This window comes from Aporhodopirellula rubra (genome assembly GCF_014192335.1).
In the GTDB taxonomy this organism is placed as follows: Bacteria; Planctomycetota; Planctomycetia; order Pirellulales; family Pirellulaceae; genus Rhodopirellula; species Rhodopirellula rubra.
Map to the genome: position 1 here is coordinate 1 of NZ_JACHXU010000035.1, position 26,202 is coordinate 26,202.

Below are 26,202 nucleotides of genomic sequence, written 5' to 3' on the forward strand. Positions count from 1 at the left end.
GAACAGCTCCTCCTGAAAGGTTGCTTCCAACAATCCGTCACGCGTCCATTCCACCACCAATACAAAACCGCCGCGCTAGCGGCTTACTTGAACCAACGGATGCACACGGAGCGGCGGTGGCTAGTTTTCACAAGTGGTTGCCGTGTCGCCGCCGCCCGGTGATCCTGGTCGTTACCCGAATTGACCGCTGATACACGCTTTGAAAGGAATCGAAATGAAGACTGAGGGGTCCACGCTAACTGCAACAGGCAAGTGCCTCGCCTTGATATGCGTGTCATTGCCAATGGCTTCAATTGGTCTGGAACTTGCCTATCGATCTTCGACGGGCGATGATCGCTCGCCAGCTCTACCGGTACTTGTCTTGCGAGACTCCGTAGGCGGGCTTGTTGCCTTCCAGTTTTTTGCGTTTCTAGCCCGCCGATTTGGATTCGCAATTCGGACGAATGACATTGCAAGTGAGCGCGGGGCATTTGCTCCGAAACCTCGACCAGATTTTGCAGACGTGTCCGTTGATGGTAAGCGAACCTACTACTGCTCAATCTGCAGTAAGGATATGGAGATCGACGATGACGATCGATGCGTTGGATGTCGCTATGCTGTCTAGGTCAATCGTACATCGATCCGGGTAACCATGTCGTGCAACGGAGCACGGCATAACGCGTTTACAAATGGAAAGCACATTGGCCGTGCCCGCTGACGACCACCGTTACATCCACCGAGGAGCCTCTCAATTTGACACGTCCCTTTTCGATTGTTGGCGCTCTTTGTTTTTCACTGCTCTACGCTTCGATTGGGCTAATACCGGAAAGCACGCACCTGCTTCCGCCGAGCGGAATCCTGCTGCTCGCTGTCATCCCATTGATGCTAATTGAGATTCCGTTTGCGGCCTGGCTCCCACACGCTCGCGCGGGATTCATGGCGGACATCTAACCATTAAACGGTGCCACCCACCATCCGGTTGACAGTGGTGGGTTTTTGGTTAGGTTGGTCTTTGTAATCAGGACACCCTTTCGGGATTTGACGTATGCCCAGGCCGAAACGAGAAGAGCAGTTTGCAAACAGTGAAATATGCATTGTGCATGCGGTTCAGAGGTGTGTGCGCCGCGCGTTTCTGGCTGGCGTCGATCGTGAGTCAGGCAAGGATTATTCGTTCCGCAAGGAGTGGATTCGCCGGCGAATGGAGGCTCTTGCGTCGGTTTTTGGTATCGATGTGCTTTCTTACGCTGTCATGAGCAATCACTTGCACGTGATTTTGCGCAATCGGCCTGACGTTGTGGCTAGCTGGAGTGATGGGGAGGTTGCGATTCGCTGGCTGCGAGTGTTTCCTGGCCGGAGGATGGAAGAGCATCTTGCCGAGCCGACCGAACATGAGGTCAAAACGCTGGCGGGAAACGCCGAGCGAATCGCGGAGATTCGTCAGTGAATGTCAGATATTTCTTGGTTCATGCGGTCGTTGGCGGAACCGATTTCTCGGATGGCCAACAAACAAGATGAATGCACCGGTCGGTTTTGGGAGGGGCGCTTCAAGGCCCAACGAATTGTTGATGAGGCGGGATTGCTCGCGTGTAGCATGTACGTCGACTTGAACCCGGTGCGTGCGGCGATGGCGTCGGATCCCGAGAAGGCGCCGCACACCTCGGCGTTCGATCGTATCCAAGCCGGTCACGGGAAGCGAATTGACTCAGCTGCGTTCGACCTCAAGGCAGTTCCTACCGAAGAGGCGGCAAAGCGAATTCGTGAAACGCCTGTCGATGAGCTTCGCGTCAAGCAGAAGGCTAAGAAGCGGAATCCAACGGGGAAGCGAATTCGTCGTGATGCTTGGCTGGCGCCTTTGACGCTATCGCCGGAAAAACTGTCCACTGACGCAGAATTGAATCGTGATGGCTTGCGAGCGAGCGATAAGGGGTTTCTGCATGTGTCGATCCGTGACTATCTTCGGTTGCTCCGTTGGACTGCAAAACAGGGCATTGCCGAAGCGTCGGAGAAGCTTCCAAAATCGCTCGCAACGACGCTGAGCCAGATCGGGATTGACGCATCGATGTGGCGTGATTTGGTATGGGAGTGGCAGAGGTATTTTGGGAAATCGATCTGCGTGGGGTCTCCAGCCGCAATGCGCCAGGATGCTGAGCGATGTGGCAAGCATCACTATTCAGGTCAGGCGGCGGCATCAGCCTGCTTTACTTGAGGCTTGTGCCATTCGTGCTGTCACTCGTAACACCCACCATCTGGTTGTTGGGAACGCAGCACGTAGTCGATCGTCCCGATGTTGCCCAGTGCATATTAGGTATCGATCCGAGGCTCAGCGCGACCGGTTACGCGGTGATCCGCCGCGACGGTGGCAGCCTTCTGCTGATCGAAGCGGGGGTGATTCGCAGCCGTGCTCGCGATCGGCTGGGGGCTCGTCTTAAGGAGCTCAGCGATGGGGTGCGTGAAGTCATCGCGGCCCATCCGATCGACGCGATGGCCCTCACGCAATTGTTCTCGAGCAATTGTTCTCGCACTACGAGCGACCTCGAACCGTGATACTGATGGGGCACGCTCGCGGTGTGATCTGTTTGGCCGCGGGCGAAGCCGGATTGCCGATCGCCAATTATGAGCCGACGTGTGTGAAGAAAGTCGTCACGGGCAATGGCCGCGCGAGTGAAACGCAGATGCAACAAGCGGTGAAGCTGCAGCTTGGGCTCGAAAATGTCCCTGAACCAAACGAAGTCGCTGATGCCATGGCCATCGCCCTCACCGGGCACTGCCTCACCGGCAATCCGTTGAGCGTTTGAGCGACAAATTGACGCGGCTGCTTTGCCTTCCTCATTTCTGGGGTGTCAGAGGCAAATTCGATAGCGGTTTTCGCTGCAGAGGCACTCGATTCAATTAGGATGGTAAGAGACGATCAGGCGATGCCCATTGCGTCGCTCCCACCCCATTCCCCCGCCTTTGAGAGTCCCTCCCATGATGAAGATGCGCACGACGGCCGTGCTGGCCATGGCCATTTCCTTTGCGTCCCCCGCAATCGCCGGTAACTGCTTTCAGAAAGTCACTTGTTGTCCCTCTAGTCAGAGCCAGCCAACGTGTGCGTCGGCGCCGGTAGAGTCATGCATGCCGATGGGCGGCATGTCCGCTCATGATATGGGGAGTGTTGATAACCCAAGCGAGCTGAACGTCGCTCTGACAACGGAGTTGGTCGCTTTGCGAGAGCAGGTCGCCATCGCCAATGAATCGCTCGCCGAGAATGAGTCGAAGATCGACGAAGCCAACCAAACGATCGCTTCGATGCAAGAAGAAATGGCGTCCGTTAAAGCGAAGTTGGCTGCTCAAACTCAGCGAGCCGACACGGCGGTGGCCAGTCTCGCTGCGGCGGAGATGGCATCTCAAGAAACGCAAGATGCCGCTCAGGAGCAGCAGAAGAACCTGCAGCAGCAACTCGCCAATGTCAGGAAGAACATGCAGGCGAAGAATGCCGAATTGAGAAAGCAGCTCAAGGCCAGCCAAGACGATCTCGCGAAAGCGAATTCGGAGCTCGCCAACGAGCGAAAAGAACGTGAGGAAGAACGACGGCAGCAACAGGTGGCCGCCGAAACGCCTCCCGTCACCCCTAAAGAAGATGAAGCGATCGAAGGCGAAGCACCCGCGGACGACCAAGGTTAAGGCTTCAGGCCGTTCGGTTGATTGATATTCCGAGGCCAGTTGTAATCAATTCTGGTCCCTGATCATGCAAAGCTCGATTCGGGGCCAGTCAGCAGGCTCGCGACTTGGGAATCAACGCGTCGGATGGACGATTCCCAATTCATAAGTGGCAATTCTACTGTTGCCGCCGGTCGGGATAGCCGCTCGGCGTTTTAGCCTACCCGAGCGGATTCTGTTCGCTAGCAACTCTGTTGGCGGCATGCCGCGACGGCGTTGCTGTTGATCCTGTGACACTTCCGTTGTCGAGTTATGTTCGGCGGTGGAAGTGTCGGGGCGGTGCTGGCGTGTTGAGAGCGGAGGCTTAACTCGACTGAACGCTGTCGTCGGTTTTGCGTGGCACGATTTTGGCCTTCGGTTTTTCGTTGACCGTACCTGGAACCAGCCAGGGGCCTGCGCTGTGTTCGCGGATCAGTCGCATCAGTTCTTCGCTGTCGATCGCTTCGACCTCGAGGAGTCTCTGTGTGACGGCTTCGAGAACTTCGCGACGTTGTTGCAAAATCTCGCGAGTCTGGACGAGCATGTCTTCGACAATTCGAGAGACTTCCTTGTCGATCATCTTCGCCATCTCTTCGCTGTGCACGACTTGGTACTCACCCATGCCGCCGTTGCTCAGGAAAGGTGACCGCGTGCTGCGCCGGAGATTGATCCGGCCGATCCGACTCATCCCGTAATCCATCACCATGCTGCGTGCCGTTTCGGTGCAACGCTCGAGGTCGTTTTGGGCCCCGGTGCTGATGTCTTGGAAGATCATTTCTTCGGCGAGCGTTCCGGCCAGCATGACTTTCATCTGGCTCTCGAGTTCGCTCTTGGTCATCAAGAATCGTTCCGACTCAGGGCGCTGCATCATGTAACCGAGCGCGGCGAGTCCTCGCGGGATGATGCTGACTTTGTGCACCGGGTCGGTGTTGGGGAGTGCCGCGGCGACGAGCGCGTGTCCGGATTCGTGATAGGCGACTCGAATCTTTTCGTCTTCGTTCATCACGCGGTTCTTCTTTTCGAGTCCCGCGGTGACTCGTTCGACGGCGTCGTTGAATTCTTCCATCCCAACGGCAGGCCGTTCGTTGCGTGCGGCCAGCAACGCTGCTTCGTTGACGAGGTTCGCGAGATCGGCTCCGACAAAACCGCTCGTGATCGACGCGATGCGGCGCAGTTCGACCGATTCGTCGAGCTTCACGTTCTTCACGTGCACCGACAGAATCTGTTCACGTCCCGCAACGTCGGGACGATCGACGAGCACGTGACGGTCAAAACGACCGGGACGCAGCAGTGCGGGGTCGAGAGTTTCGGGACGGTTGGTCGCGGCGATCACGATCACGCCCGAGTTTGATCCGAACCCGTCCATTTCGACCAGCAACGCGTTGAGCGTTTGTTCGCGTTCGTCGTGACCGCCCACGGTCGAACCGCTGCGGCTCTTTCCGAGTGCATCGAGTTCGTCGATGAAGATGATGCACGGAGCGCGGCTGGTGGCTTGGGTGAACATGTCGCGAACACGTGCCGCACCGACGCCGACGAACATTTCGACAAAATCGCTCCCCGAGAGACTGAAGAAGGGCACGCCCGCTTCGCCTGCGATCGCTCGCGCGAGCAACGTTTTCCCGGTGCCCGGAGGTCCGACCAGCAGCACGCCCTTGGGAATGCGGCCGCCGAGGGATTGGTACTTTTCGCTGTTGCGGAGGAAATCGACCACTTCACGAACTTCGTCGACGGCCTCTTCGATTCCGGCGACGTCTTCAAACGTTGTCGGTAAATCATCTTCGCTGTACAGCTTTCCGCGACTCCGAGAGAAAGACATCGGTGAACCGACGCCGCCCATGCGACGCAGCATCACGATGCCCAACGCGATCAGCACGCCGATCATCAGTAATTCCGGCCAGTGGTTTTCGAGAAAACGGCTGGGGCGATCGTTGTCCCACGACACGCCGGATCGTTCGAGCAGCGCGATGAAGTCCGCTGCGATCGCGTCGTTGGGGTACCCTCGGATTGTCAAAAATTCGACCCGAGTCGGCTTCAAGTTCGCATCGCTCGGTCGGCCCGTGAGCAGCCGGTAGTCGACTTTTCCGGTGATCCGATCATCCGCCACACGGATATCCGCGGGGCGACTGAATTCATAAGACACTTTACCGTCATCGCCAGGCACGATAATCCTGGCCACGGCGACGCCGTCACGTTTGACAACGCTCGTGGCGGGAGCGATTTCGTTTGCGGATTCAGGGTCTGCAGCGGACGCTACGTCAGTCGATGGCGTTTCCGTGTCGGATGCGTTCGGTGAGGGGACCTCGCCGGTCGAATCGGGCTCGGTGGCTGATGATTTGGAAGGTTCATCGTTCACTGTGCGCGTTGCAGGGACAGGCTGCGTCCGTTGTTCTTGGGCGGCTTCGCGAAGCTGGGCAGTTTGGGCGAGAAGGTTTTTGAGATCGGGGTACGCGAGACGTTTGCGGTCGTCGGAAACCAAGAATGCGCTCACCAGCACGGCGACGGTGATCACGATCAGCACAAACCAGATGTTGCCGCTGCCACGGTGTTCGGAAGATCCACGTGAAGATTTCGGGTTGTCACTCATTCGAAACGCTTGAAAAGGCAAAGGGACGAAAAGACCAAAGTTAACCGGCGCACGGGGTTTTTGGCCACCGTGAGCCGTTTCGCGACCGTCCAGCCGTCGTCCGCCGTGAGACTGGATCGGTTATCCGGATTGTGATTCCGGGGCTGCTTGTGCATCATACGGGCCACTCAAGGTTTTTGTTAGAAATAAAGAAGGTGAAAAGATGACGGACGGACGCCGGATCGCAATTCTGGGAGCGACCGGCAGTATCGGTGCGGCCACGCTCGATGTCGTCGCGAACCTTCAACGGCACGCCCCCGACGCAGGTTGGCGTGTGATGTCGGTTTCCGGTCACAGCCGGATCGAGGAGCTCGTGCGGTCCGCTGAAGCCGCATCGCCGAAACCGCGGACGATCGTCGTTTCGGATGGACAAAAAATCACCGAGGCGGAAGAAGAAATTTCGCGTCAGGGACTCACCGGACACTGCCAACTCGATACAGGAGCCGACGCGTTGGTTCGTGCGGCGACGGATCCAGAGGTTGACACTGTTGTCGCCGGGATCGTGGGACGGGCCGGGTTGGAATCGACCCTCGCGGCCGTGCAGGCCGGCAAACGCGTGGGGCTCGCCAACAAAGAAACGCTCGTGATTGCGGGTCCGGTCGTGACCGCGGCAGCGACGAGCAGTGGATCGGAATTGCTGCCCATCGATAGCGAGCATTCGGCGATCTACCAGTGCCTCGCCGAAGCTCGCGGTCTCGCGTCGACCAGATCCGCGTCCCAACCAGTGTGTGATGCCAATGACTCGCGGGCCACCGCGGAAGCGAACGGGCGATGCGATTTTGGATCGCCGAACCACGCGTTTCCGGGCGTCCGGCGGTTGATTCTGACCGCGAGCGGGGGCCCATTTTTGAATTCATCGCGTGAAGAAATTGATGCAGCCACGCCCGCCGAGGCGCTCAATCATCCGACCTGGGACATGGGTGAGAAAATCACGATCGATTCAGCCACGATGATGAACAAGGCCCTCGAGATCATCGAAGCGAAATGGTTGTTTGACGTGCCGGCCGATCGAATCGAGGTCGTCGTGCACCCGCAATCAATCATTCACTCACTCGTCGAATTCGAGGACGGCAGCGTGATTGCGCAATTGAGCCCTCCCGACATGAGATTGCCGATCCAGTACGCTCTGACATACCCGCATCGTCTTCCGTGTCCCGCTCCTCCGCTCGAACGGACCCAACGATGGGACATGAGCCTGATTCCGGTCGATCTCGAGCGTTTCCCGGCACTCGAGCTGGGATTTGAGGTCGCTCGCGTCGGTGGGACCGCCGGCGTCGTGCTCAACGGGGCCAACGAAACAGCGGTTCCTCTGTTCCTGAGCGGAAAAATTCGCTTTACTGACATCGCCCGTTTGTGCAAACAGACGCTGCAAGACCACAATCATGAGTCGGCCCCGAGCCTCGCCCGGTTGCTCGAACTCGACACATGGTCACGCCAACGAGCGGCCCAACTCGCCGAAACCATTTCCGTCGCGTAACCGTATCTCGTCATTGCTCTCCTGATTTTTGCCCTCCCGATTTTCGCCGTAGCCACTCCTTATGTCATTGCTGTCTGATTTTTCTCTCTTCGCCTCGCTCCTGGCGGCGACCGATGAACCCGGTTTCCTCGCCTCGCTCCTGAGCGGCACGTGGTTGTGGACAAAGGTGCTCGTGGGCATCGGATTGGTCATCTTCGTCCACGAATTGGGGCACTTCCTCGCCGCCAAACTGTTCGGCGTGAAGTGTGAAAAGTTCTACGTCGGCTTCGACGTGCCGCTACAACTCGGGCCGATCAAATTCCCACGAACGCTCGGTAAGTTCACCTACGGCGAGACGGAGTACGGGATCGGGATCATCCCGCTAGGCGGCTACGTCAAAATGCTCGGCCAGGACGATGATCCTCGGAAAGCCGAAGAGGAAGCCAAGCGGATCCGCGAAGGCGGCGAGGACGGCGAACCAGGCAAACTCGACCCACGAAGCTATCCCGCCAAAACCGTTTGGCAGCGGATGGTCATCATTAGTGCTGGTGTTGTGATGAACGTCATCACCGGGATCCTCTTTGCCGCGATCGCTTACTTCTATGGTGTGCCTTACACGCCGGCGATCGTTGGTGGCGTGACGCCCGGCGGCGCCGCATGGACCGCGGGTGTTCAACCCGGTGGGTTGGTGACGTCGATCGCGAATTCCGAAGACGATGATCAGATGCATTTCACCAAAATGCAGACCGCGATCATGACCGAGGGAATGGACAAACCCGACCAACCGATCCTGGTGCGTTTTTCCTACGGGAAAGAATCGCGTGAATACTCGCTGATGCCGCAACCGCACCCGCTCGAACCGAGCCTGCGGATGATCGGTATCCACGGGCCGATTAGCGGCAATTTGCTGCGATCGATCTACGCGATGCCCGGCAGTTCGGCGGCTGAAGTCTTGACCGATGGCGACGCGGGAGCCCAGGTCATCGGATGGAACGGAACCCCCGTCGACCGCGAATCGATGATGCCGATTGCGCCATTGCTCAACGAGATTTACAGCCAACCTTCCGAACCGATCAGCCTGACGCTATTGCGAGCCGACGGAACTGAAAACACTGTCAACCTCGCGCCACAGTCAGAGAAGGATTTCGGCATTCGTTTCCGTATCGGAAAAATCACCTCACTGATAAAGGACGGCCCCGCCGAGGTCGCCGGATTCGAAGTCGGTGATCAGATCGTTGCGGTCAACGGTGACGAGTCCATCGACGCATACACGCTCTTGCTGCGGTCATGGCCTGCGGGCGAAGACGTTGAATTCACGGTGCAGCGCGGCAGTGGTGACTCCGCTGAAACAAAGACAATCACCGTCACGCCGAACGAAGGTTTTCAGACCAAGCCGCCTGTTTCTGAGCTCGGCGAAACGATGGCCAGCACTCCGCTCGGTTTGGCGTACAACCCGACCACGATCGTCGAATCGGTCACGCAAAGCGACAGCCCGTTGCAGGCCGGCGACGAAGTGAAAGAGGTGCGAATCCGTTTCCCCGATCAAGCCGCACGTGACGCATTGGCTCGTCAACTCGGCGAAGCGACCATGACCAAACTCACTGAAGGGTGGGAACTCGGTGCGACCATGCCGCTGGGAATCCTGATGGAAACGGTGCAGGTCCTGCCCGTCGATAGCGAAGTGTTGGTCAAGGCGACACGCCCGCCTGAAGGATCGGTCATCGAAGCAACGCTGAAAGTGCAAACGTCCGGTCGCAATTGGTACGAACGAGGTCTGAACTTCAGCGACGTCGAACAGATTCAAACCGCTGACTCGTTCGGCAACGCCCTGGCCTTGGGACTGCGAGAAGGAATCCGCGGCCTCGAAAACGTCGGCCGGTTCCTCGGCATGCTGGTGTCGGGCAAAGTGCAAGCGAAGTTCCTCGGTGGTCCGATCCGCATCGCTCAAATGGCGAGTTACGAAGCCGAACGTGGGATTTCGGCGCAGTTGCTTTTCCTGACCATGCTCAGCATGAACTTGGCGATCCTGAACTTCTTGCCGATTCCGGCTCTCGACGGAGGGCACATGCTGTTCTTGATCGCTGAAGCCATTCGTGGCAAGAAGCTGGACGAGGCGTTGGAGATGCGGCTCACCTTCGCGGGAGTGCTCGCGTTGTTGGCGCTGATGATCTTTGTGTTCGCGAATGACATTTTGCACCTGTAGTAGGGGCAGGTTGCAGGTTACTGCTGGCTGTTGTTGGTTGCTGCTGTTGTTGGGTGGTGGGCCGCGTGTTGGTTAGCGTTGCGGCCTTTTGAGGCCTGGTCATTGGCCGGCATGTTGCTGCCGTGAATCACTGCGTGCCGGTGTGTTGGCTTTTGATCGGGTGAAAAAAATTCCGTTTTGTTCACCACCTGGTTTGGCGGGTGGCGGATTGCGGGGCTCTGAAATGCCGCTTTTTCCGCTGGAATGGCGTGAAACTGGAGTGCCGAACGGCTGATTTCAGTTTCACGATTTCGGCCTTTCGGAAAAATCCCCAATTCGGCTAAAGTTCCCGCTGGAAATAAACACGGCGCAGGAACCCGCTCTGAGCAGGACAGCCCAGAACCTTCGCCAATGTCGGCCGGCCCATTTTGAGGCGTCGGTCGCTCGCACCCAAGGAATGGAGCGTTTGCACGATGTTGTTGGATCGAATTGAAATCGACAGTCATGGCCCGTTGAGCCGAGTCGAAATAGGCCCCCTTTCGCACCACTTGAACGTGCTCGTCGGTGCTCCAGGTTCCGGCAAGACTGCGATCTGTCGATTCGTTCGCGACTCACTGATCGATCGTGAATATCCCCGCGGAATGCTGAGCGGATCGGCCGGGCGAGTCGTTTGGGTTGACCAAAACGGCTGGATTCACTGCCGCCGCGAACAAGACGGCACCCCCGGTGGTCGCCGCAGCGTTGAGTTCGAACCACGCAGCGAAACGGCTGGGATTTGGGACGGCTACACCGAAGGTTGGTTCGACGGACCCGCCGCCAACGATCTCCACCGCGACACGGCGTTCCGTGCGGACATTGCATCGCAAACGGCATCCTCGTATCGATCGTCGCTCGCGTCACGGTCACTTGGCGGGATCCGCATTCCCGAATCCATCGTCGATGGCGTGATGGTCGACACTACCGTCAGCAGCGTCTCGCGAGTGGTTGCGTCCTGCGTCGCCGCGGGGCTCGATCGCGAAGACCTCGCTCGCCTGCCGTTCGAAAACGAAACCGCCCAATACGCTCAGTACGGATTGGCCGACAACGATCATCGTGACCGCGACGATCAACACCGCCGAACACTCCGCAGCGAACTCGCGGACGTCGAAGCCGAACTGGCTAAGCTCAACGCGGTCGCACAACGCTATCGCTCCGACGAGCACGTTTCTGCAACCGTCGGTGCTGACATTGAACGGCTCGGCCTCGAGCGAGCCGAATGTGTTCGTCGCCGAGATGATTTGGTCGCGCGTCGCGAAGCGGCTATTCGCGTTCGCAGTCACTACCACGCTCCGGTCGTTCCTTACACGAGTCCGTTTGGACCGATCGACGCACGTTACGGTGAGCCCGGTTACAACCCGACCGTTGCCGCCTCTGCCGGGACATGGGACGCCAACGCACCTCGTCTTCGCGTGCTTCATCAACGTGCTGATTCATTGCGGTCGCGTGCCGCGGAGCTACAGCGCTGGATTGCCGAGCTCGATTCGCAGTCCCACTCACGCTCTGCGTATGACGCGTCGCTGCATGGTGGGCTCGATCTCCATGCATCCGATTACACACTCCCACGCCACTGGCAAACGACGTCGTCAGATCACTTGCAGAATCGCATCCGGCAAGCGGACCGCGAAATCGTTTCGCTTCGCCGTGTGCTCGCTGATGTTCGTGGATTGCGTGACCTGCTCGGTGCGACGATGCGATCGGCAACGCCGCACGTTGATTCGTACGACTGGCTCAACGACAGTTGGATGCGTGGACGCCGGTACGATCATTTTGTCCGTGCGATGGATCATTACCGCAGCGACCGGCCTTGGGGCGATTTCTACAATCATGCCTATCAATCGCTGCGACCGGTTGATGATCTCGCGATGCGAATCGAAGCCACCACCCGGCATCTCGATTGGTTGCTTTCGCGATTCGATATGCCTGGGGCAACCATCGACTCACGCACCGCAGATCCTTACACGTGGATTTACGAAAACGAACGCGGCGGAACCATCGAAGCCTCGCTTCGCCGTGTCCGAGATCAACTTCGCCAACGCGACTACTTGAGTGCCTCTCACCTCGACTCGACGATCGTTGAACTGACACGGTCGCTCGACCACCTGATGGTCCACCGTCGGCGTGTCGTCGATTCGCTCGCCTCGCAACACGGCAATTGGAAGCGTGACTTCGCCGGTCTTTCCGGTCATCAACTCGATTGGGTCAGCGAACGCCGCGCCGCGAACGAAGAGCTCGCCAGCATCGAAAACGAACTGCGTCGTGTCCTTGATCAAACCGCGACCCTGCGTCACTCGCAGCGATATCTTCCGATCGTTGATCCGATTTACCCGATCGGTATGGGATCCGTCCCAGGTGCTTACGCAACTCCAGGGCTTTACACGGGCATTGACCAAGGCCAGTCGGAGTCGCTGCGTGCCGAAGTCCGATCAATGGACGCAGAGATTTCGCGTTGCAATCAACGGCTCAGCGAAATCGACGTTCAGATTCGGTCGCTGCGTTCGCGTCCCGTCGCTGTTGCCGTGCCGAACGACGAGATCGCTCGTTTGCGTCAACGCCGCGAAGAAATTATCGCTGAACTTAACCGCTATCGTCCCGTCACTCGGCGTGAGTCGTCTCTCGCGGAACTCGCCAGTCGCTGGTTGATTCGTCTTTCGGGCGGTCAGCATCGTGTGATCCGGTGGACCGTATCCGCAACCGCGACCGACCCTTACACCACGCTCGACGCGACCACCGGTGAAGCAGCACGCTATCGTGACGCTGCGGTAAGCGGACGTGCCGAAGGTCGACGCGTGAACGTTTCGATCGATAACATTGACGAACGCAATGTGACCGCAGCCACTCGTGCGGTTGCTTGTTTGGCGACTCGCATGGCCGCCGGCGAATTGCTCGGCCGTATGGGCCACGCGATTCCGCTCGTGCTCGAAACGCATCGCGAAATCTTTGCCGCACGCGATCCGCAATCGTATTCCGCGGACGGGTGTCATCACGCCGCTCACCCGGAAGCCTATCAGCACTGGACTCGCGAAGGCATTAGCGGCGACACGATTGCTTCGGCATTCGCAGATTACGCTGCCGCAGGTCGTCAGCTGTTGGTGCTGACCGAACACGCTCCCCTCGCCGACGTGCTGCGTCGATCTGGGGCTCGGCACTTTGCCCTGCACACGCAACGGATCGTGCACCCGCATCGTCCGCTTTGGCGCGATGGCGAACGCCACGATCGTTATACCGGCCCTCACGCGATCAACGTTGACGGCATGCCCGCTCAAGGTGGATCGAATGAAATGGATTGGACCGACGCCGGTTCGGTCAACCGAGCGTTCGATCGAGCATGGCGTGACAGCGCCGGCCTTCGCGACGAAGCGTCGTACTGTGCGGCCGCGACCGACACGCCCGCAGCCGGTGCCGCCTATCGCGACGGCTATTACTACTCCGACCAAAGCTCAACGTATCCGGTCGCTTCGGAGACCACCGAAGTCCGGCATGCGGCCGCGGGCCAGCTGGTTTCGCAGAGTTTGACTGCACGACATAACGCACCGGGCGAAACGGACACTCCCGAAGTTCCGTTCTTCCTGACCGTCGACAGCCCCATCGATGCCGCACCCTCGATCGATGCCGTCGCTGCACAACGGCTTCGCCGAATCGGGATTTCGCACATCACTCACTTGATGAATCAAGACAGCAATCGCCTCGCCGACACCCTCGGCCTTGCGGGAGTGGATGCCAAGACGGTTCGTCGCTGGCAATCGGAATGTCGATTGATGTGCCGCGTGCCGCAGTTGCGTGGTTTCGATGCTCGCGTCCTGGTGGGTTGCGGTATCACGGATCCAGCTCAATTGGCCGCGATTCATCCGACCGATCTGCTCGATCGCGTGAAGACTTTCTTGGCTACCGAGCGTGGGCAACGCATCTTGTTGTCCGGCACAAGTTACGAGTTGTCTCGCATCACCAGTTGGATCGCGTCGGCGAACCAAAGCGTCCATACCTACACCCGTTCGCGTACCGTTGACGGTCGCCGAGTCCGCACTCGCGTGATCCGCGAAGACGGTGATGCAACCTACGAATCCACATCACGCTCGAAATCGACGCCTCGAACGCGTTACGTCGAAAACAACGACGTGTACCTGACCGACGATGATTTCGATCAAGAGCGATATGAAGTCGAAGTCGAACGTCGCGCTGATCGCATTGTGAGCGACCTCGACGAACTCGCCCGTGACTACGACAGCAGCTACGATGGCGGCTCGCAATCGAATCGCTCAAGTGGTGCTGCCGGAACGTCGTCCTCACGTTCGTACCGATCCTCAAGGTCGTCGCGGAACGGAGGAGAGCGATCCTCACGGTCATCGAACAGTTCCCGCTCGAGTTCGTCATCGGATCGCGACCGCGTTCGCAGTGAGCGAGAGTCCCGTCGCCGTAGCGAATCCAATCGTGAGCGTTCCGATCGTGACCGAACACGGTCGAGTCGCAGCGAACGAGAAAGCCGTAGCACCGTTCGCAGCGAAGGCGGTGACCGTGACTCAAACCGATCCGGCATCCGCAGTTCCGCGTCGGAGAGTAATCGGACCAACCGAGAGTCGAGTCGCAGTTCTTCATACGACCGTGATAGTCGCGAACGAAGCGGTCGCGGCGAAAGCTACAGCAGTCGGTCGAGCGAATCGACGGAAACTGGCGAACGCGTACTCAAGTTCTATCTCGAACGAGCCAGCGACGTGGTCGACGCACCATCGATCGGTCCACGCATGGCTGAACGGTTAAACAAGATCGGTATCTACACCGTGGACGATCTGTTGCAGGCCGATGCTGAAGAAATTGCAGAAGGACTTAGTCACCGCCGAATCGATGCCGCGACTGTCCTGGAGTGGCAACAACAGGCGACTTTGGTATGTCGCGTGCCGATGATGCGAGGGCACGACGCACAGTTTCTCGTCGCTGCGGGCGTCACCACACCGGAAGAACTCGCCAGCAGCGAGCCCGTCTCGCTGTTCGCGACCGTTGAAACAATCGCCCACTCCAACGAAGGCAAGCGTATCGTTCGCGGAGGCAAATTGCCTGACCTCGAAGAAGTCACCGAGTGGATCGAATATGCCTCAGAGCATCGACCGCTCAAGGCCGCCTAAGCGGCAGCCTTCTAAGCATTCGCACGATCAAAGATCGTCTTGTTGACCGATTAGGCCAGCAGACGATCTTTTATCTTTTGTACCGGCTCGTTCCAGTTTCCGAATTCGGATTGCCGGCTGATGACGGTGTTGGGATACCACGGCGTTGAGTCGCCGCTCATTAGCCATCGCCAGTCCGGCACCCGTCCTAGCAGCAAGTGTGTTCGCACGCCGAGGGCTCCTGCGAGGTGCGCGATTGCCGTGTCGGTCGTCACCATCGCATCGAGGTTGCACAGCACCGCTGCGGTGTCCATGAACTGCCCGGTGGATTGATCGAGCGTGTTTGGCAGTCGGATGATCGAGGCGGCAAAGTCGACCTGGTCGAGTTGCTCGATCCCGTGACCGAACTGCATGTTGACGATGTCGAACGCATTGGACTCCACGATCGGGCGTAGTACCTCTAGCTCAACGCTGCGGTAGACGTCGGCGTGATGCTCACGGTTGCCTTGCCAGTTGATTCCGATCAGCGGTTTTGGTGCCCCGTCGCTCGCCGACTGCGGGCGATTTGATGCGAGCCAATCGCCCCAGTGCTTGATCGATAGGTCTGACACGTTGAGGTATCCGGAGACCCGCGACGGATTCGAGTGCTCGCTTATCGCAATCTCATTCGACGTGGACCCTTCGTCCGCAAACAGCGACTCGCCGAAAAACATTTGCTGGTCGCGTTGGTAGAGCCCGTCGAGGATTTCCAGAAACGAGCCTTGGAATTCCGCTTGAGTCAGGCTGCCGTGCAGCATCGACATTCCGGCACTCAAAACGTCGCCACTGTTTGCGGCCGGCAGCACATCCGCGACAAGCTCATCCACCCCGGGCGCCGATGAGAACAGCGGGATCAGTTTCTCGTTGCAGATCACAATGACCGTTGCCCCTGCCTCTTTGAGCGCCGACGCAACGCGAATGAAATGGATCGCATCGCCGAGGCCTTGTTCGGGATAGATCGCCACGACGCGATTCGCGAGCGGTTCCCCTGCCCACACCGGCACGTGGATGCCTGTCACTCGCCATGCTTCCGCGACGGCAGGTCGGCCGACGCCTGGCATTTGCCAGCGCCAACGGAACTCAGCAAAGCCGCGTTGGTAGTCGCCCATCAGCAATGAGATCACACCGAGATTGCGGTGCAGTTCTGCATTCTTGGGATCGATTTCGAGCCCTTGGGCGTACCATTTCAAGCCACGCTCGACGTCACCGTTCCAGACCCACAGGGTGCCACGGTTTTTCAGTGCCGAGAGATAGCCTGGTTGTTGCTCGAGCGATTTCGCGAAGCAGTTTTCCGCTTCCTCGATTTCGCCCAGCATCCTCAAGGAGTTACCGAGGTTGTTCCAGGCGATCGGAAATTGGCTTTTGATAGCCAACGCTCGTCGATAGGAGTCGACCGATCCGGCGAAATCTCGCAGATCGAACTGAGCAATCCCGAGATACACCCACGCTTCGGCAGAGTCCGGGATTTGATCTAAAACGCCGCGATACAATTGCATCGCGGCGGGGACGTTTCCACTTTGGTGAATCTGCCAGCCTTGCTGAAGAACTTCGCCAATTGATGGCATTAGTCCAAGAATCCGACCAAGTCTTGGCTGCGGCTAGGCTGCTGCAGTTTGCGAACCGCCTTGGCTTCGATCTGGCGAATCCGCTCGCGGGTGACCTTGAAGATGTGGCCGACTTCCTCGAGCGTGTAGCTGTAGCCGTCGCCCAGACCGTAACGCAGTTTGATGATCTCGCGTTCGCGGTAGGACAAGGATTTCAGCACGCCGGTGATTCGTTGGCGAAGCATCTCTTGAGTCGCGCCGATTTGCGGGCTCTCGGCGGTTCCGTCGGGCAGCAAGTCACCGAACTGGCTGTCTTCGCTGTTGCCAACCGGTCGATCCAACGAGATCGGGAAGCGGCTCATCGTGAGAACACGACGGGCTTCTTCGATCGTCACGTCAGCACAGCGAGCGGTTTCTTCGATCGACGGTTCGCGTCCGAGTTCTTGCAACAACGCACGAGCGACATTACGCACTCGGCTCATCGTTTCGACCATGTGAACCGGAATCCGGATCGTACGGCTTTGGTCGGCAACGGCACGCGTGATCGCTTGGCGAATCCACCAGGTTGCGTAGGTGCAGAACTTGAACCCGCGGCGATATTCGAACTTGTCGACGGCACGCATCAAGCCGGCGTTGCCTTCTTGGATCAGGTCGAGGAACGACAAACCGCGGTTGCGGTACTTCTTGGCGATCGAAACGACCAAACGAAGGTTACCTTCGCTGAGTTCGCGTTTGGCCTGTTGGTACTCGCTGTAAACGCGACCGAGCATTTGGCAACGGTTACGCAACGAAGTCGGGGTCTCTTGGCACGCAGTCAGGATCTGACGACGTTCGTGCAGCAATTGATCGCGAACTTCGCGGCCGTGTTTGGTGCGTTTCTGATCGCGGATCAGGGCATCGATTTCGTCGAGACGACGCGAGAACTTCTCCAACATCGCGATACGTGTTTCGATCCGCTGGGTCCGCAGGCCGAGTTCTTCGATCAAGCGAACGGCGCGACGACGACGACGTGCGAGTGCCCGCCATGCTTCGGCGCGGCGACGTGCCGGCGTGCTCTTGCTCATCGCGACCTTCCAGTCGTGACGGTTGCGGCTCAGGAGAGTCTGCAGGGTACGCAGGTTGTGCGGCAAACGTCCGACGATCTGTTCTTTCTCGAGCCGGTCGGTCACGCTGACTTGAACGGTACGGTCGAAAGGCAGTTGGCCGCGGTAGACCTTCTTCAGCGTTTTGTACGCTTCGACGAGAACGTAGTGGTTTTCGAGCAATTTGGTACGGAAGCGACGACGGGTTTCTTCGATCCGTTTTGCCAGTTCGATCTCTTCGCGACGAGTCAACAATGGGATTTCGCCCATTTGAGTGAGATACATCCGAACAGGATCGTCCGACCAAGTTTCCGATTCATCGATTGCGATCAACTCATCAGGGCTTTCCAATTGCACCTGACCGTCGCTAACGTCAGCAACATTGACGCCCGTATCGTCCTCGTTGTCATCAACGGGAAGCTTACGGAAACCGCCTGAAACGACATCGGTGTTTGTTGCCGAAACGTCGTCAAAATCATCCATCATCGGATCGAACAAAGTATCAACTCCTTCAAGGTTGTGTGTCTATTTCATATTTCAGGTGAGGTTCGCCACAGGGTTCCACCTGGACTTATTCACCGTTCATGCTGAGACGTCTGAAGACATCTCGTTATTGTTGTTTTCTACGTGCGGGTAATTCGAGCCCGAGTGTAATTCGACGAAACGCCAAAACGAGTCGTGTTGCGAGAGATTGCAGGCGTCGATGAATGAAACTACTTCAACGCTGAAATCCTACCCCTAAATTCTTCATTGCGTTTTGCAGATCAATCTTCTGGTACTATCAACTTAGCACCCACATGCCTGCCTGCCTGAATGACCTTCTTAATTGGAAAAACATTCCGGTTGGCTGGACTCCCCGGTCCTATCGAACGTATCGTTTCCGAAAGCTGTGCCTTTGGAATGCGAGAATGATAGCCCAAGGAAAAGCTGCTTCGGTGAACAAAGAGAACGACCCATTATTTGAAAACCTTTCGCCCTTTGAGTCGTAGTGAGATGCGATTGTGCAAGCGACAATCTCACCGTGATGGCGTAACGGGTAATTGGTTTTCAAACACCATCCTGGATAAACTGAGGAACCACGCACCGTTGGGTGGCGCGAACCCATTCCGGTTGGGTTGCGAAGACGAACAACAGTTCGTTGTGGTGGTTGTCGCGAATCATCTTTGAATGTCCGGTCGGGCGATCGCAACGCGGGCACCTGACGGGAGCGACTGGTCGTGTGTTAACCTCAGCACATCGCAATGTTAGTCTGTCGGAGCTTTGGGTCTACCCGTCACACCCGCTAAATGTGAGCGTTACCGGGGGGGACGTCCTCCTCCAACCAACGTTCGCCACCCTTCATTACTGTTTTTTTCTCGTTTTTGTTCAGGTTCGACGATGTATCAATTGACATGCCCCAAGTGCGAGGCAATCAACGAGGTTTCTACTGCCAAGGCGGGCGGGGAGATCCCGTGCTCAGCGTGTCACGAGACCATCGCCGTTCCCAAACTCGGCGAGCTGCGGAACCTACCGTCGGCCGAGCCGACGTCGCAGGAGCGTGCCGCATCCACCGCCGCGGGGCTCTCCGGTGGACGATCGATGGCCTTCGCGGGACTCGGGTTGGTATGCCTGGTGTGCCTCCTTGGAGCCGCGTTTTGTGGCGTCAATTGGTCTAATATCGAGGTTCCGATCACCACGGAGCGGCACCTTGAAATGCTGGAGGAATCCTACGCCGAATCCAGTTCCGCCCAAATGATTCGTGAGTTCGAAGACATCACGAAATACGGTGTGGACATCCCCACGCCTTTGGAATACCGCACGATCGAACTGCGAAAACAAGCCTGGGCACAGAAAACAATGGCGTTCGTCGGTGTCGCGGCATTGGCGTTTGTGTCAGCGATTTTCGTGGGGCGAAAGCCCCGTGCGGAAACCGCATGATCGGAATTTGACGGATCCTCGACTTGGATAAAGACTCCTGGGCCAATGCGGCAATTTCTCACCCATTTTGAGCGTCGTCATCGACAGCGACTACAGGACACTTGGTAGACCCGTCTGAAGCCGGCCATCGCGGCGTTCTCGGCGTTGGAGATGCCGAAGGTCAATCTCTAGTAGCAGCATTAAAAAACCTCGCATGATTTTCATCACGCGAGGTTTTTTGTTTTGGTGTGCTCTCTCTAAAGAGAGACGCGATTAGATGTCCGTTGCGGCATCTGGCGTTGGAGCTGGAGGAGCTGGCGGAGCAGCTTCTTCGTCGCTGCTGCTAGGGACGGCGTCGCCAGCGGCAGGAGCGTCGGCGGCTTCGTCAGCAGCGGGAGCTGGAGGAGCTTCGGCGGCAGGTTCCTCTGCAGCGGCTTCTTCAGCAACAGGAGCAGCGGCGGCTTCGCCGGTCGTGACGCTGCCAGGAACGAGTGTTTCGCCTGGAGCGAGGTCGAAACCTTCGCTGCTGACGGAGACACCCATTTCGACTGGAGCCGATTCGACTACTACCGAGGCGTCGCCACCGCAGCAAGGTGCTGCTTCAACGACAGGAGCGGCTTCGCAGCAAGGTGCTGGTGCTGGCTCGCAGCACGGCTCAGGAGCTGGTACGCAACATGGTTCCGGAGCTGGCTCGCAGCAAGGTGCTGGTTCGCAGCATGGTTCTGGAGCTGGTTCGCAGCAGCAAACTGGCTCGCAGCAATCGTCTGCCTTCACTGCACGCAGCTTGGCGAACAATCCGCCACCGCCACAACGAGTTGGCTCGCAGCAGTTGTTCTTTGCGAAAAGTTTCTTGAACAAACCACCAGCTTGTACCGGTGCGCTCAACGTCAAAGAGGCGGCCATGACCAAAGCAAGGGCGGCCGTTCCTTTCACCAAATTCCGAGTCATCTAATTCTCCCAAAAGGTTCGGAGTTTTCGGTGCGATCTGAGGTTCGCACACACAAAACAAATGAGGTGCTATCGAGCACCTCCGTAATTTCTGTCACGGGACCCGATCGCACGCTGCGAACGAGACCTGAAAAGGAACAGGCAAATCCCGGTCGGGATCGCAGTCGCCACAACGGCTTCCGCACTCAATTCTGTTCTCAATGCGTGCCTACAGTAACTTCAGCGCCACCGATGTCAATTGCCCAGACCACCTAAATAGACAACTCGGCTTAGCCTTTCCGCCCTGCTCCCGCCTCCAGAAATCTCCGGTGCCACAGCCTGATAGGACTCGCAGGTGATCTAGAGAGCCGGTTTCGCAGCGACGGGCTCCCGCATTTAGCGAAATATCGCGTTTCCGAGAACATTCGGTACACGCTCGCTCGGCAGGAGGTCGAGCGAGGGCAGGGCCGACTAGAGGTCGATGGCCTCCCGGAAAAGCCAAGAAAAAGCGTTTCAACGCACGCTGGGACCCCCATCCACGAAAAAAGCCCGCCCGAGACCCAACTTTGGGTTGTCTCGGGGCGAGCTAAATGACGTGTTAGGTCCGAGTTCGAGTCGACGGGATCGACTCGAGTTTACCTCACTTCGCTAGCGTCCGCCTGAGCGGGCGATGCGGCGGTTTGTTCAGCGGGTTGTCCACCTAGGATTTTTGCCATGTGTTCTCCATTTTCGAAATCGAGAATCAATGGTGGTTCCTGGGCACTCATTTCGAGAACCAGTCCCGAGATTTTCCAGCCATCATTCTGCAGCACGACCGACCAGACGACTTGATAGCTTTCAGTCGCAGAGACGGCGGCACCTGAGGCATCGCGAACGGCCGGTTCCGTCCAGATGCAGTGCACCAGCCGACCGGTGAATCCCTCGCCCGCGACGCTTTCGTCGACTGGCATCGGGGTGCTCCGGGTGATTTTGAAATGGGCGTCCGGCGATCCGATGGGCTGGACGACCTGCCCGATACGGCTCAACTCCGAGCGAGCCCGGTCGGTGAGCAACGCCATCGCATTGTGGTTTTCACCGCCCCGGCGAATCCGATCGAGAAAATGGCTCACCACGGCCTCCGCCTCGGACGCCTGCGGCGCACTTTGGCCAACGGCGGTCGCGTCGGGGGCTGCGGTTTGTGCCGTCTCTTGCTTGCTGCAACCGGCTTGCAATGAAACCAGGATAAACGTGAGCACGCATCCGGAACTGAGAATGTGACGCTTCATTTGTTGGTAACCGCTGAGAGTCCGTTCTTTTGGGTGAGTAAATACGATCGAATTGGCCGATCACCACTCCCCTTTACGGATCGAGCCCCGCTGCCGTCAAGAGAGCCCGCTCGCTTTCATGCCGACGTCCGCCTTATGGCGGCCTGGCTCACATGAGATCGATTTAATCAAAACTTGCCGATTCCCAATGTTCGCCCGACACTAGCGGTTAGTTGGGGGGCTATTATATGTCACACAGGGGGCTAGAATCAAAATCAATAGGATAAGGGTTTACCCTTATTTCTCTCTCGCCTCTGTTTTCCCGTGCACGCATGCTCCCTGTGAATGAATTTCTCGGTACGCATCGATATGAATTGAGGGGAGTGATCGGTCGTGGCGGGATGGGGGTTGTCTACAAGGCGTATGATCGCGAGAGAGATACGTTCGTCGCGTTAAAGACGATCCGGGAGATCGATCCCTCGTCGCTGTACCACTTCAAGAACGAGTTTCGCTCGCTCGCCGAGTTGGTTCACCCCAACCTGTTGCCGCTCTACGAACTCGTTTCCGATGGCGAGCATTGGTTCTTCACGATGGAGTTGGCCGAAGACGCGGTCGATTTTTATACGCACGTGCGGGCGATCAAAAGTGCGGACGCCATCGCGACGGAGGAATTCGACGGAAAACTCTCGGTCGAATCGTCCGACCCGACACGCCGCCAAGACAATGCGACGAGCCCCGATGTTACCCATCGAATGAATATGACGTCGGCAGCGAGCGAGGACACGCAAGAAGGACACGATGACACGCAATCGGGGCACGAGAACGACAGCGACGACACATTCAATTGCGATGCACCGGTAGAGACTCCGGCACCTCGTTTGGCGCCGCTATCCGCCGATGTTTATGACCGGCTTCGCGCGTCAATGAGGCAACTCGTCGATGGGGTCTGCGCTCTCCACGACGCCGGGAAGTTGCATCGCGATTTGAAACCCGCGAATGTATTCGTTCGCTCCACTGGACGCGTCGTCTTGCTTGACTTCGGATTGGTTGCAGAGTTAGCGAACGAGCCGTCGCCGGAGTCGAACGAGCCAAGCAGTCTGAAGGCGGCTCACGAATCGTCCGCGCCTTCTCATCAATCGATCAGCGGTCGCATCACGGGCACGGCAAAATACATGGCGCCGGAGCAAGCCGCCGCTGGCAGGCTGACGACTAGCACGGATTGGTATGCGGTCGGTGTGATGTTGTTCCAAGCGATCACGGGACAATTGCCGTTCGACGGACCTCGCAATGCCGTGTTGCGAGACAAGCAAACGCGAGACGCCCCGGCACCGTCGGAGATCATGCAGGGCGTTCCTGAGGATTTAGATAGCCTGTGCGTTGATCTGCTGCAGCGTGATCCTAAGAACCGTCCGTCGGGGATTGAGATCGCAGCGCGGTTGGCTCCCGAGAACCCGCCGACGGCAGTAGCTGCAGAAATCTCCGGTCCCATTGAACTTCCGTTCGTTGGACGGGCTGACCACCTCAATGGACTCGACGACGCGTTCAAACGAACACAGCAAGGCTCCACCACCGTGGTTCGTGTGCACGGTCGATCGGGAGCGGGGAAGTCGGCGTTGGTGCAACACTTCCTCGAACGGATTCAACTCGCACCGGACACCGTCGTGCTGGCCGGACGCTGCTACGAGCAGGAATCGGTGCCGTACAAAGCCGTCGACAGTCTCGTCGATGCGCTCGCTCGGTATCTCATGCAATTGCCCGAAGAGGAGGTCGTCACGTGGCTGCCTGAATCGATCGCCGCGTTGGCACGCATCTTTCCTGTGCTGCAGCGTGTCGATGCGGTGGCCCGCGCGGACACGAGAACGGCGGAGATTCCTGACCTGCGTGAATTGCGACGTCGCGCTTTCGGAGCCCTCGGTCAATTGCTGCGAGAGATCGGCCAGCGATGCGATCTCGTGTTGTCGATCGATGACCTGCAATGGGGCGACGTCGATAGTGCAAACCTGCTTGCCGAGTTGCTGCAACCGGTCGACGCGCCCAAGATGCTGGTCGTGCTGAGCTATCGGAGTGAATACATCGTTTCGAGTCCGTGCTTGATTGCGTTGGATGAGCAGGCCAACCCGATGATGCAGCAGTCCGTGATGCCGGTCGAGGAGTTGACCGCCACGGAAACACGCAGCCTCGCCGAAGAACTCCTGCGCGACGCGTCACCGACGATGCGAGCGTCGATCGATTGGATCGTTGAGGAGTCGCACGGCAGTCCCTTGTTCGTTTACGAATTGGTGACGTACGTCAGTGCCGGTGGTGATTTGGGTTCGGACGCCTCCGAACTAAACCTCGACGACGTGCTGTGGGACCGGATTAAAGGGTTGCCTGAACCCTCTCGCAAACTGCTCGAGGTCATTTCGGTTGCCGGACAGCCGACGCCGATTTGTGATGCTCATCGCGCGGCCGGTTCAGACCTTCCGTTGATCAAAGCCCTCCGCGATCTTCGCGGCGGAAGGTTGATCCGCAGTACGGGGCCACGCTTGATCGATCAGGTCGAAACCTTTCACGACCGGATTCGCGAAAGCGTCGTGTTGCACCTGCCCAGTTTGGAACGCAAGAACTGCCATGCTTCCCTAGCGGAATCGTTGCGGCAGTCCGACAACGCTGATACCGAAACGATCGCGGTTCACTTGCACAAGTCGGATCAATACGAAGAAGCGGCGAAGTTCTATGCAGCGGCGGCTGACGAGTCCGCGCGGGCACTCGCGTTCGATCGTGCCGCGAACTTGTACCGTTTGTCTTTGACGACACATGCCCCAAAGGGTGAAACCGCGTGTGCGTTGTATACCAAGTACGGCGACACGCTCGCGAACGCGGGACGTCCGCATCCGTCGGCGTCTCAGTATTTGATTGCGGCCGAGCTGACCGACGGCTTGCCACGCATCGATTTGGAACGCAAAGCCGCCTATCAACTCTGCGCCGGCGGGCATCTCGATGAAGGCCGCGAGGTTCTCGACCGTGTTCTTAAACGGGTCGGAATGCAACTGCCGAACTCGCAAAAGAAAGCTCTCTCGCTGTTGTTGTGGCGGCGATTGAAACTACGTTTACGTGGGACGCGGTTTGATGCCGAGTCGGCGATTACGGCCGCCCAACGTGCCAAGATCAATGTCACGTGGTCCGCTTCGGCGGGGATGGGGACCAAGAACATTGTCGTTTCGCCCGCGTTCCAAACGTTGAACTTGCTGTTGTCGCTCAAGAGCGGGGACCAGTTCAGTATCGCTCGTGCGCTCTGTTGGGAAGCGACGTACACGGCGCACGACGGAATCGGCGCAATGCGTTATTCTCGCAAACTGATCGATGAGGCGGCCGAGATCGCGGCGCAGCTCGAGTTGCCGTATATCAATGCGATGGTCGAACTGGCCGAGGGAGCGTGTGGTTTTCTTACCGGTCGATGGCGTACCGGCAGCACACGTTGTGATCGGGCAATCTCCATTCTAAAAGACCGTTGCACCGGAACGTCATGGGAAATCGGGCAAGCGGCGACGTACATGTTGTGGTGCATGTCGTGGGAAGGCCGGTTCGGCGAGATGTCCGAACGTTCGTCTGAAATTCTCGAAGACGTTCTCGATCGCGGTGACCTGACCACGGCGGCGAACCTGCACTCTTACATGACACCGTTGTCGCATCTCACCGACGGTGATGTCGGTGCGGCACGCGAAAGTCTCGCCGAGTCGCTCTCGAAGTGGTCGAGGAAGGAATACAACATCCAAAACATGACCGCGCTGATGGGCGGCGCGAGCGTGCATCTTTATGCGGGTGAATACGACTCGGCTCACGCGAGGATGGTCAATGAATGGGGTGAGTTGAAACGCAGCCTCATTTTGCAAGCTCAGATTTGTTCGGTGGTGCTTCCCGAACTGCGTGTCCGCAGCGCGTTGGGGAGTTATGTTCATCTCCGGCAAGATCCGAGTTTGCTGCAAGATGCGAAAAAATACCTTCGCAAAATGGAACGCAAACATATCCCGTATTCGGTCGCGATGGCCGCACCTCTGCGAGCCTCGGTGAGTTACATCGATGGCGACCGTTCGCGTGCGCTCTCGCAACTCCGCGAGGGCATCGAACTGCTTGAAAGGCAGGACATGAACTTGTTCGCCGCCGCCTCGCGATTCCGGTACGGACAGTTGCTCGGGCCCGGTAACGGAGAGGCTCATCAAGCCGAAGCGATCGAGTGGATGAATTCGGTCGGGATTCGTGATCCTTTGGCAATGATCACCGCTTATACGCCCGCGTTTCCGAAAATCTGAACCCGCGAATCGAACCCACCTTGTAAAACGGCAGTCTGACTCCCCATTGCAGGGGCAAGATGCTCTATGCTGGTTTCCAATGAGTCGCCTGCCTGCGGGCAATGTCGTCACAACGAAGTGGTCAATCGTGC

16 protein-coding genes and 1 pseudogene are annotated in these 26,202 nt (G+C 58.0%); 11 read left to right on the plus strand and 6 right to left on the minus strand.

What is annotated here, in order from left to right:
* Window positions 1–732 precede the first annotated feature (732 nt).
* From FHS27_RS28630 to FHS27_RS28645, 5 genes and pseudogenes are all read left to right on the plus strand, one after another.
* A complete protein-coding gene (locus tag FHS27_RS28630) occupies window positions 733–930 on the plus strand; it encodes a hypothetical protein (protein ID WP_184309506.1) in 198 nt (65 codons plus the stop codon).
* A 94-nt stretch (window positions 931–1,024) separates the two neighbouring features.
* Window positions 1,025–2,185, plus strand: a pseudogene (locus FHS27_RS28635) (transposase).
* A gap of 14 nt (window positions 2,186–2,199) precedes the next feature.
* Window positions 2,200–2,523 (plus strand): crossover junction endodeoxyribonuclease RuvC, encoded by a 324-nt coding sequence (locus tag FHS27_RS31470; protein WP_315854739.1) that lies wholly within the window; start codon window positions 2,200–2,202, stop codon window positions 2,521–2,523.
* Window positions 2,520–2,774 carry a crossover junction endodeoxyribonuclease RuvC gene (locus FHS27_RS31475; RefSeq protein ID WP_315854740.1) on the plus strand — a complete coding sequence of 85 codons (255 nt, stop codon included), beginning with the start codon at window positions 2,520–2,522 and terminating at the stop codon, window positions 2,772–2,774. The genes FHS27_RS31470 and FHS27_RS31475 overlap by 4 nt, the downstream gene beginning before the upstream one ends.
* Before the next feature lie 172 nt (window positions 2,775–2,946).
* Window positions 2,947–3,642, plus strand: a complete 696-nt coding sequence (locus tag FHS27_RS28645; RefSeq protein WP_246421203.1) for a hypothetical protein — start codon at window positions 2,947–2,949, stop codon at window positions 3,640–3,642.
* Between the two features lie 340 nt (window positions 3,643–3,982).
* Here the strand turns inward: FHS27_RS28645 and ftsH are convergent, their stop codons facing one another.
* Complete coding sequence (ftsH, locus tag FHS27_RS28650; RefSeq protein ID WP_184309508.1) at window positions 3,983–6,241, minus strand: ATP-dependent zinc metalloprotease FtsH; 2,259 nt, start codon at window positions 6,239–6,241, stop codon at window positions 3,983–3,985.
* Window positions 6,242–6,443: 202 nt separating this feature from the next.
* Here ftsH and dxr point away from each other — a divergent pair, with 202 nt between their 5' ends.
* Window positions 6,444–7,757 (plus strand): 1-deoxy-D-xylulose-5-phosphate reductoisomerase, encoded by a 1,314-nt coding sequence (gene dxr / locus FHS27_RS28655; RefSeq protein WP_184309510.1) that lies wholly within the window; start codon window positions 6,444–6,446, stop codon window positions 7,755–7,757.
* 61 nt (window positions 7,758–7,818) lie between these two features.
* Window positions 7,819–9,939 carry a site-2 protease family protein gene (locus tag FHS27_RS28660; protein WP_009093447.1) on the plus strand — a complete coding sequence of 707 codons (2,121 nt, stop codon included), beginning with the start codon at window positions 7,819–7,821 and terminating at the stop codon, window positions 9,937–9,939.
* 17 nt (window positions 9,940–9,956) lie between these two features.
* On the opposite strand, the gene FHS27_RS28665 is transcribed toward FHS27_RS28660, so the two are convergent.
* Window positions 9,957–10,424, minus strand: a complete 468-nt coding sequence (locus tag FHS27_RS28665; RefSeq protein ID WP_184309512.1) for a hypothetical protein — start codon at window positions 10,422–10,424, stop codon at window positions 9,957–9,959.
* On the opposite strand from FHS27_RS28665, the gene FHS27_RS28670 reads away from it, so the two are divergent.
* A complete protein-coding gene (locus FHS27_RS28670) occupies window positions 10,392–15,071 on the plus strand; it encodes a DUF4332 domain-containing protein (RefSeq protein WP_184309514.1) in 4,680 nt (1,559 codons plus the stop codon). The two genes, FHS27_RS28665 and FHS27_RS28670, sit on opposite strands and share 33 nt — an antisense overlap.
* Before the next feature lie 50 nt (window positions 15,072–15,121).
* Here the strand turns inward: FHS27_RS28670 and FHS27_RS28675 are convergent, their stop codons facing one another.
* Together FHS27_RS28675 and FHS27_RS28680 are read right to left on the minus strand one after the other, a co-directional pair.
* On the minus strand, window positions 15,122–16,654 hold the full coding sequence (locus tag FHS27_RS28675) for a tetratricopeptide repeat protein (RefSeq protein ID WP_184309515.1): 1,533 nt from the start codon (window positions 16,652–16,654) through the stop codon (window positions 15,122–15,124).
* Window positions 16,654–18,213: a sigma-70 family RNA polymerase sigma factor gene (locus FHS27_RS28680; protein WP_009093450.1), complete on the minus strand. Its 1,560-nt coding sequence runs from the start codon at window positions 18,211–18,213 to the stop codon at window positions 16,654–16,656. Before FHS27_RS28680 ends, FHS27_RS28675 begins: the two co-directional genes overlap by 1 nt.
* Before the next feature lie 879 nt (window positions 18,214–19,092).
* Between FHS27_RS28680 and FHS27_RS28685 the strand changes: the two genes are divergently transcribed.
* On the plus strand, window positions 19,093–19,632 hold the full coding sequence (locus tag FHS27_RS28685) for a hypothetical protein (RefSeq protein ID WP_184309517.1): 540 nt from the start codon (window positions 19,093–19,095) through the stop codon (window positions 19,630–19,632).
* A 252-nt stretch (window positions 19,633–19,884) separates the two neighbouring features.
* Here FHS27_RS28685 and FHS27_RS28690 read toward each other — a convergent pair whose 3' ends face one another.
* The gene (locus FHS27_RS28690; RefSeq protein WP_184309519.1) at window positions 19,885–20,154 is read right to left on the minus strand and encodes a hypothetical protein; all 270 of its coding nucleotides are present in this window, start codon (window positions 20,152–20,154) and stop codon (window positions 19,885–19,887) included.
* Between the two features lie 50 nt (window positions 20,155–20,204).
* On the opposite strand from FHS27_RS28690, the gene FHS27_RS31285 reads away from it, so the two are divergent.
* Complete coding sequence (locus tag FHS27_RS31285; RefSeq protein ID WP_184309521.1) at window positions 20,205–20,465, plus strand: hypothetical protein; 261 nt, start codon at window positions 20,205–20,207, stop codon at window positions 20,463–20,465.
* Window positions 20,466–21,173: 708 nt separating this feature from the next.
* On the opposite strand, the gene FHS27_RS28700 is transcribed toward FHS27_RS31285, so the two are convergent.
* Entirely contained in the window at window positions 21,174–21,803 is a 630-nt protein-coding gene (locus FHS27_RS28700; RefSeq protein ID WP_184309523.1) for a hypothetical protein, read from the minus strand.
* 311 nt (window positions 21,804–22,114) lie between these two features.
* Between FHS27_RS28700 and FHS27_RS28705 the strand changes: the two genes are divergently transcribed.
* Window positions 22,115–26,071, plus strand: a complete 3,957-nt coding sequence (locus FHS27_RS28705) for a protein kinase domain-containing protein (protein ID WP_221225469.1) — start codon at window positions 22,115–22,117, stop codon at window positions 26,069–26,071.
* Window positions 26,072–26,202: the final 131 nt, after the last annotated feature.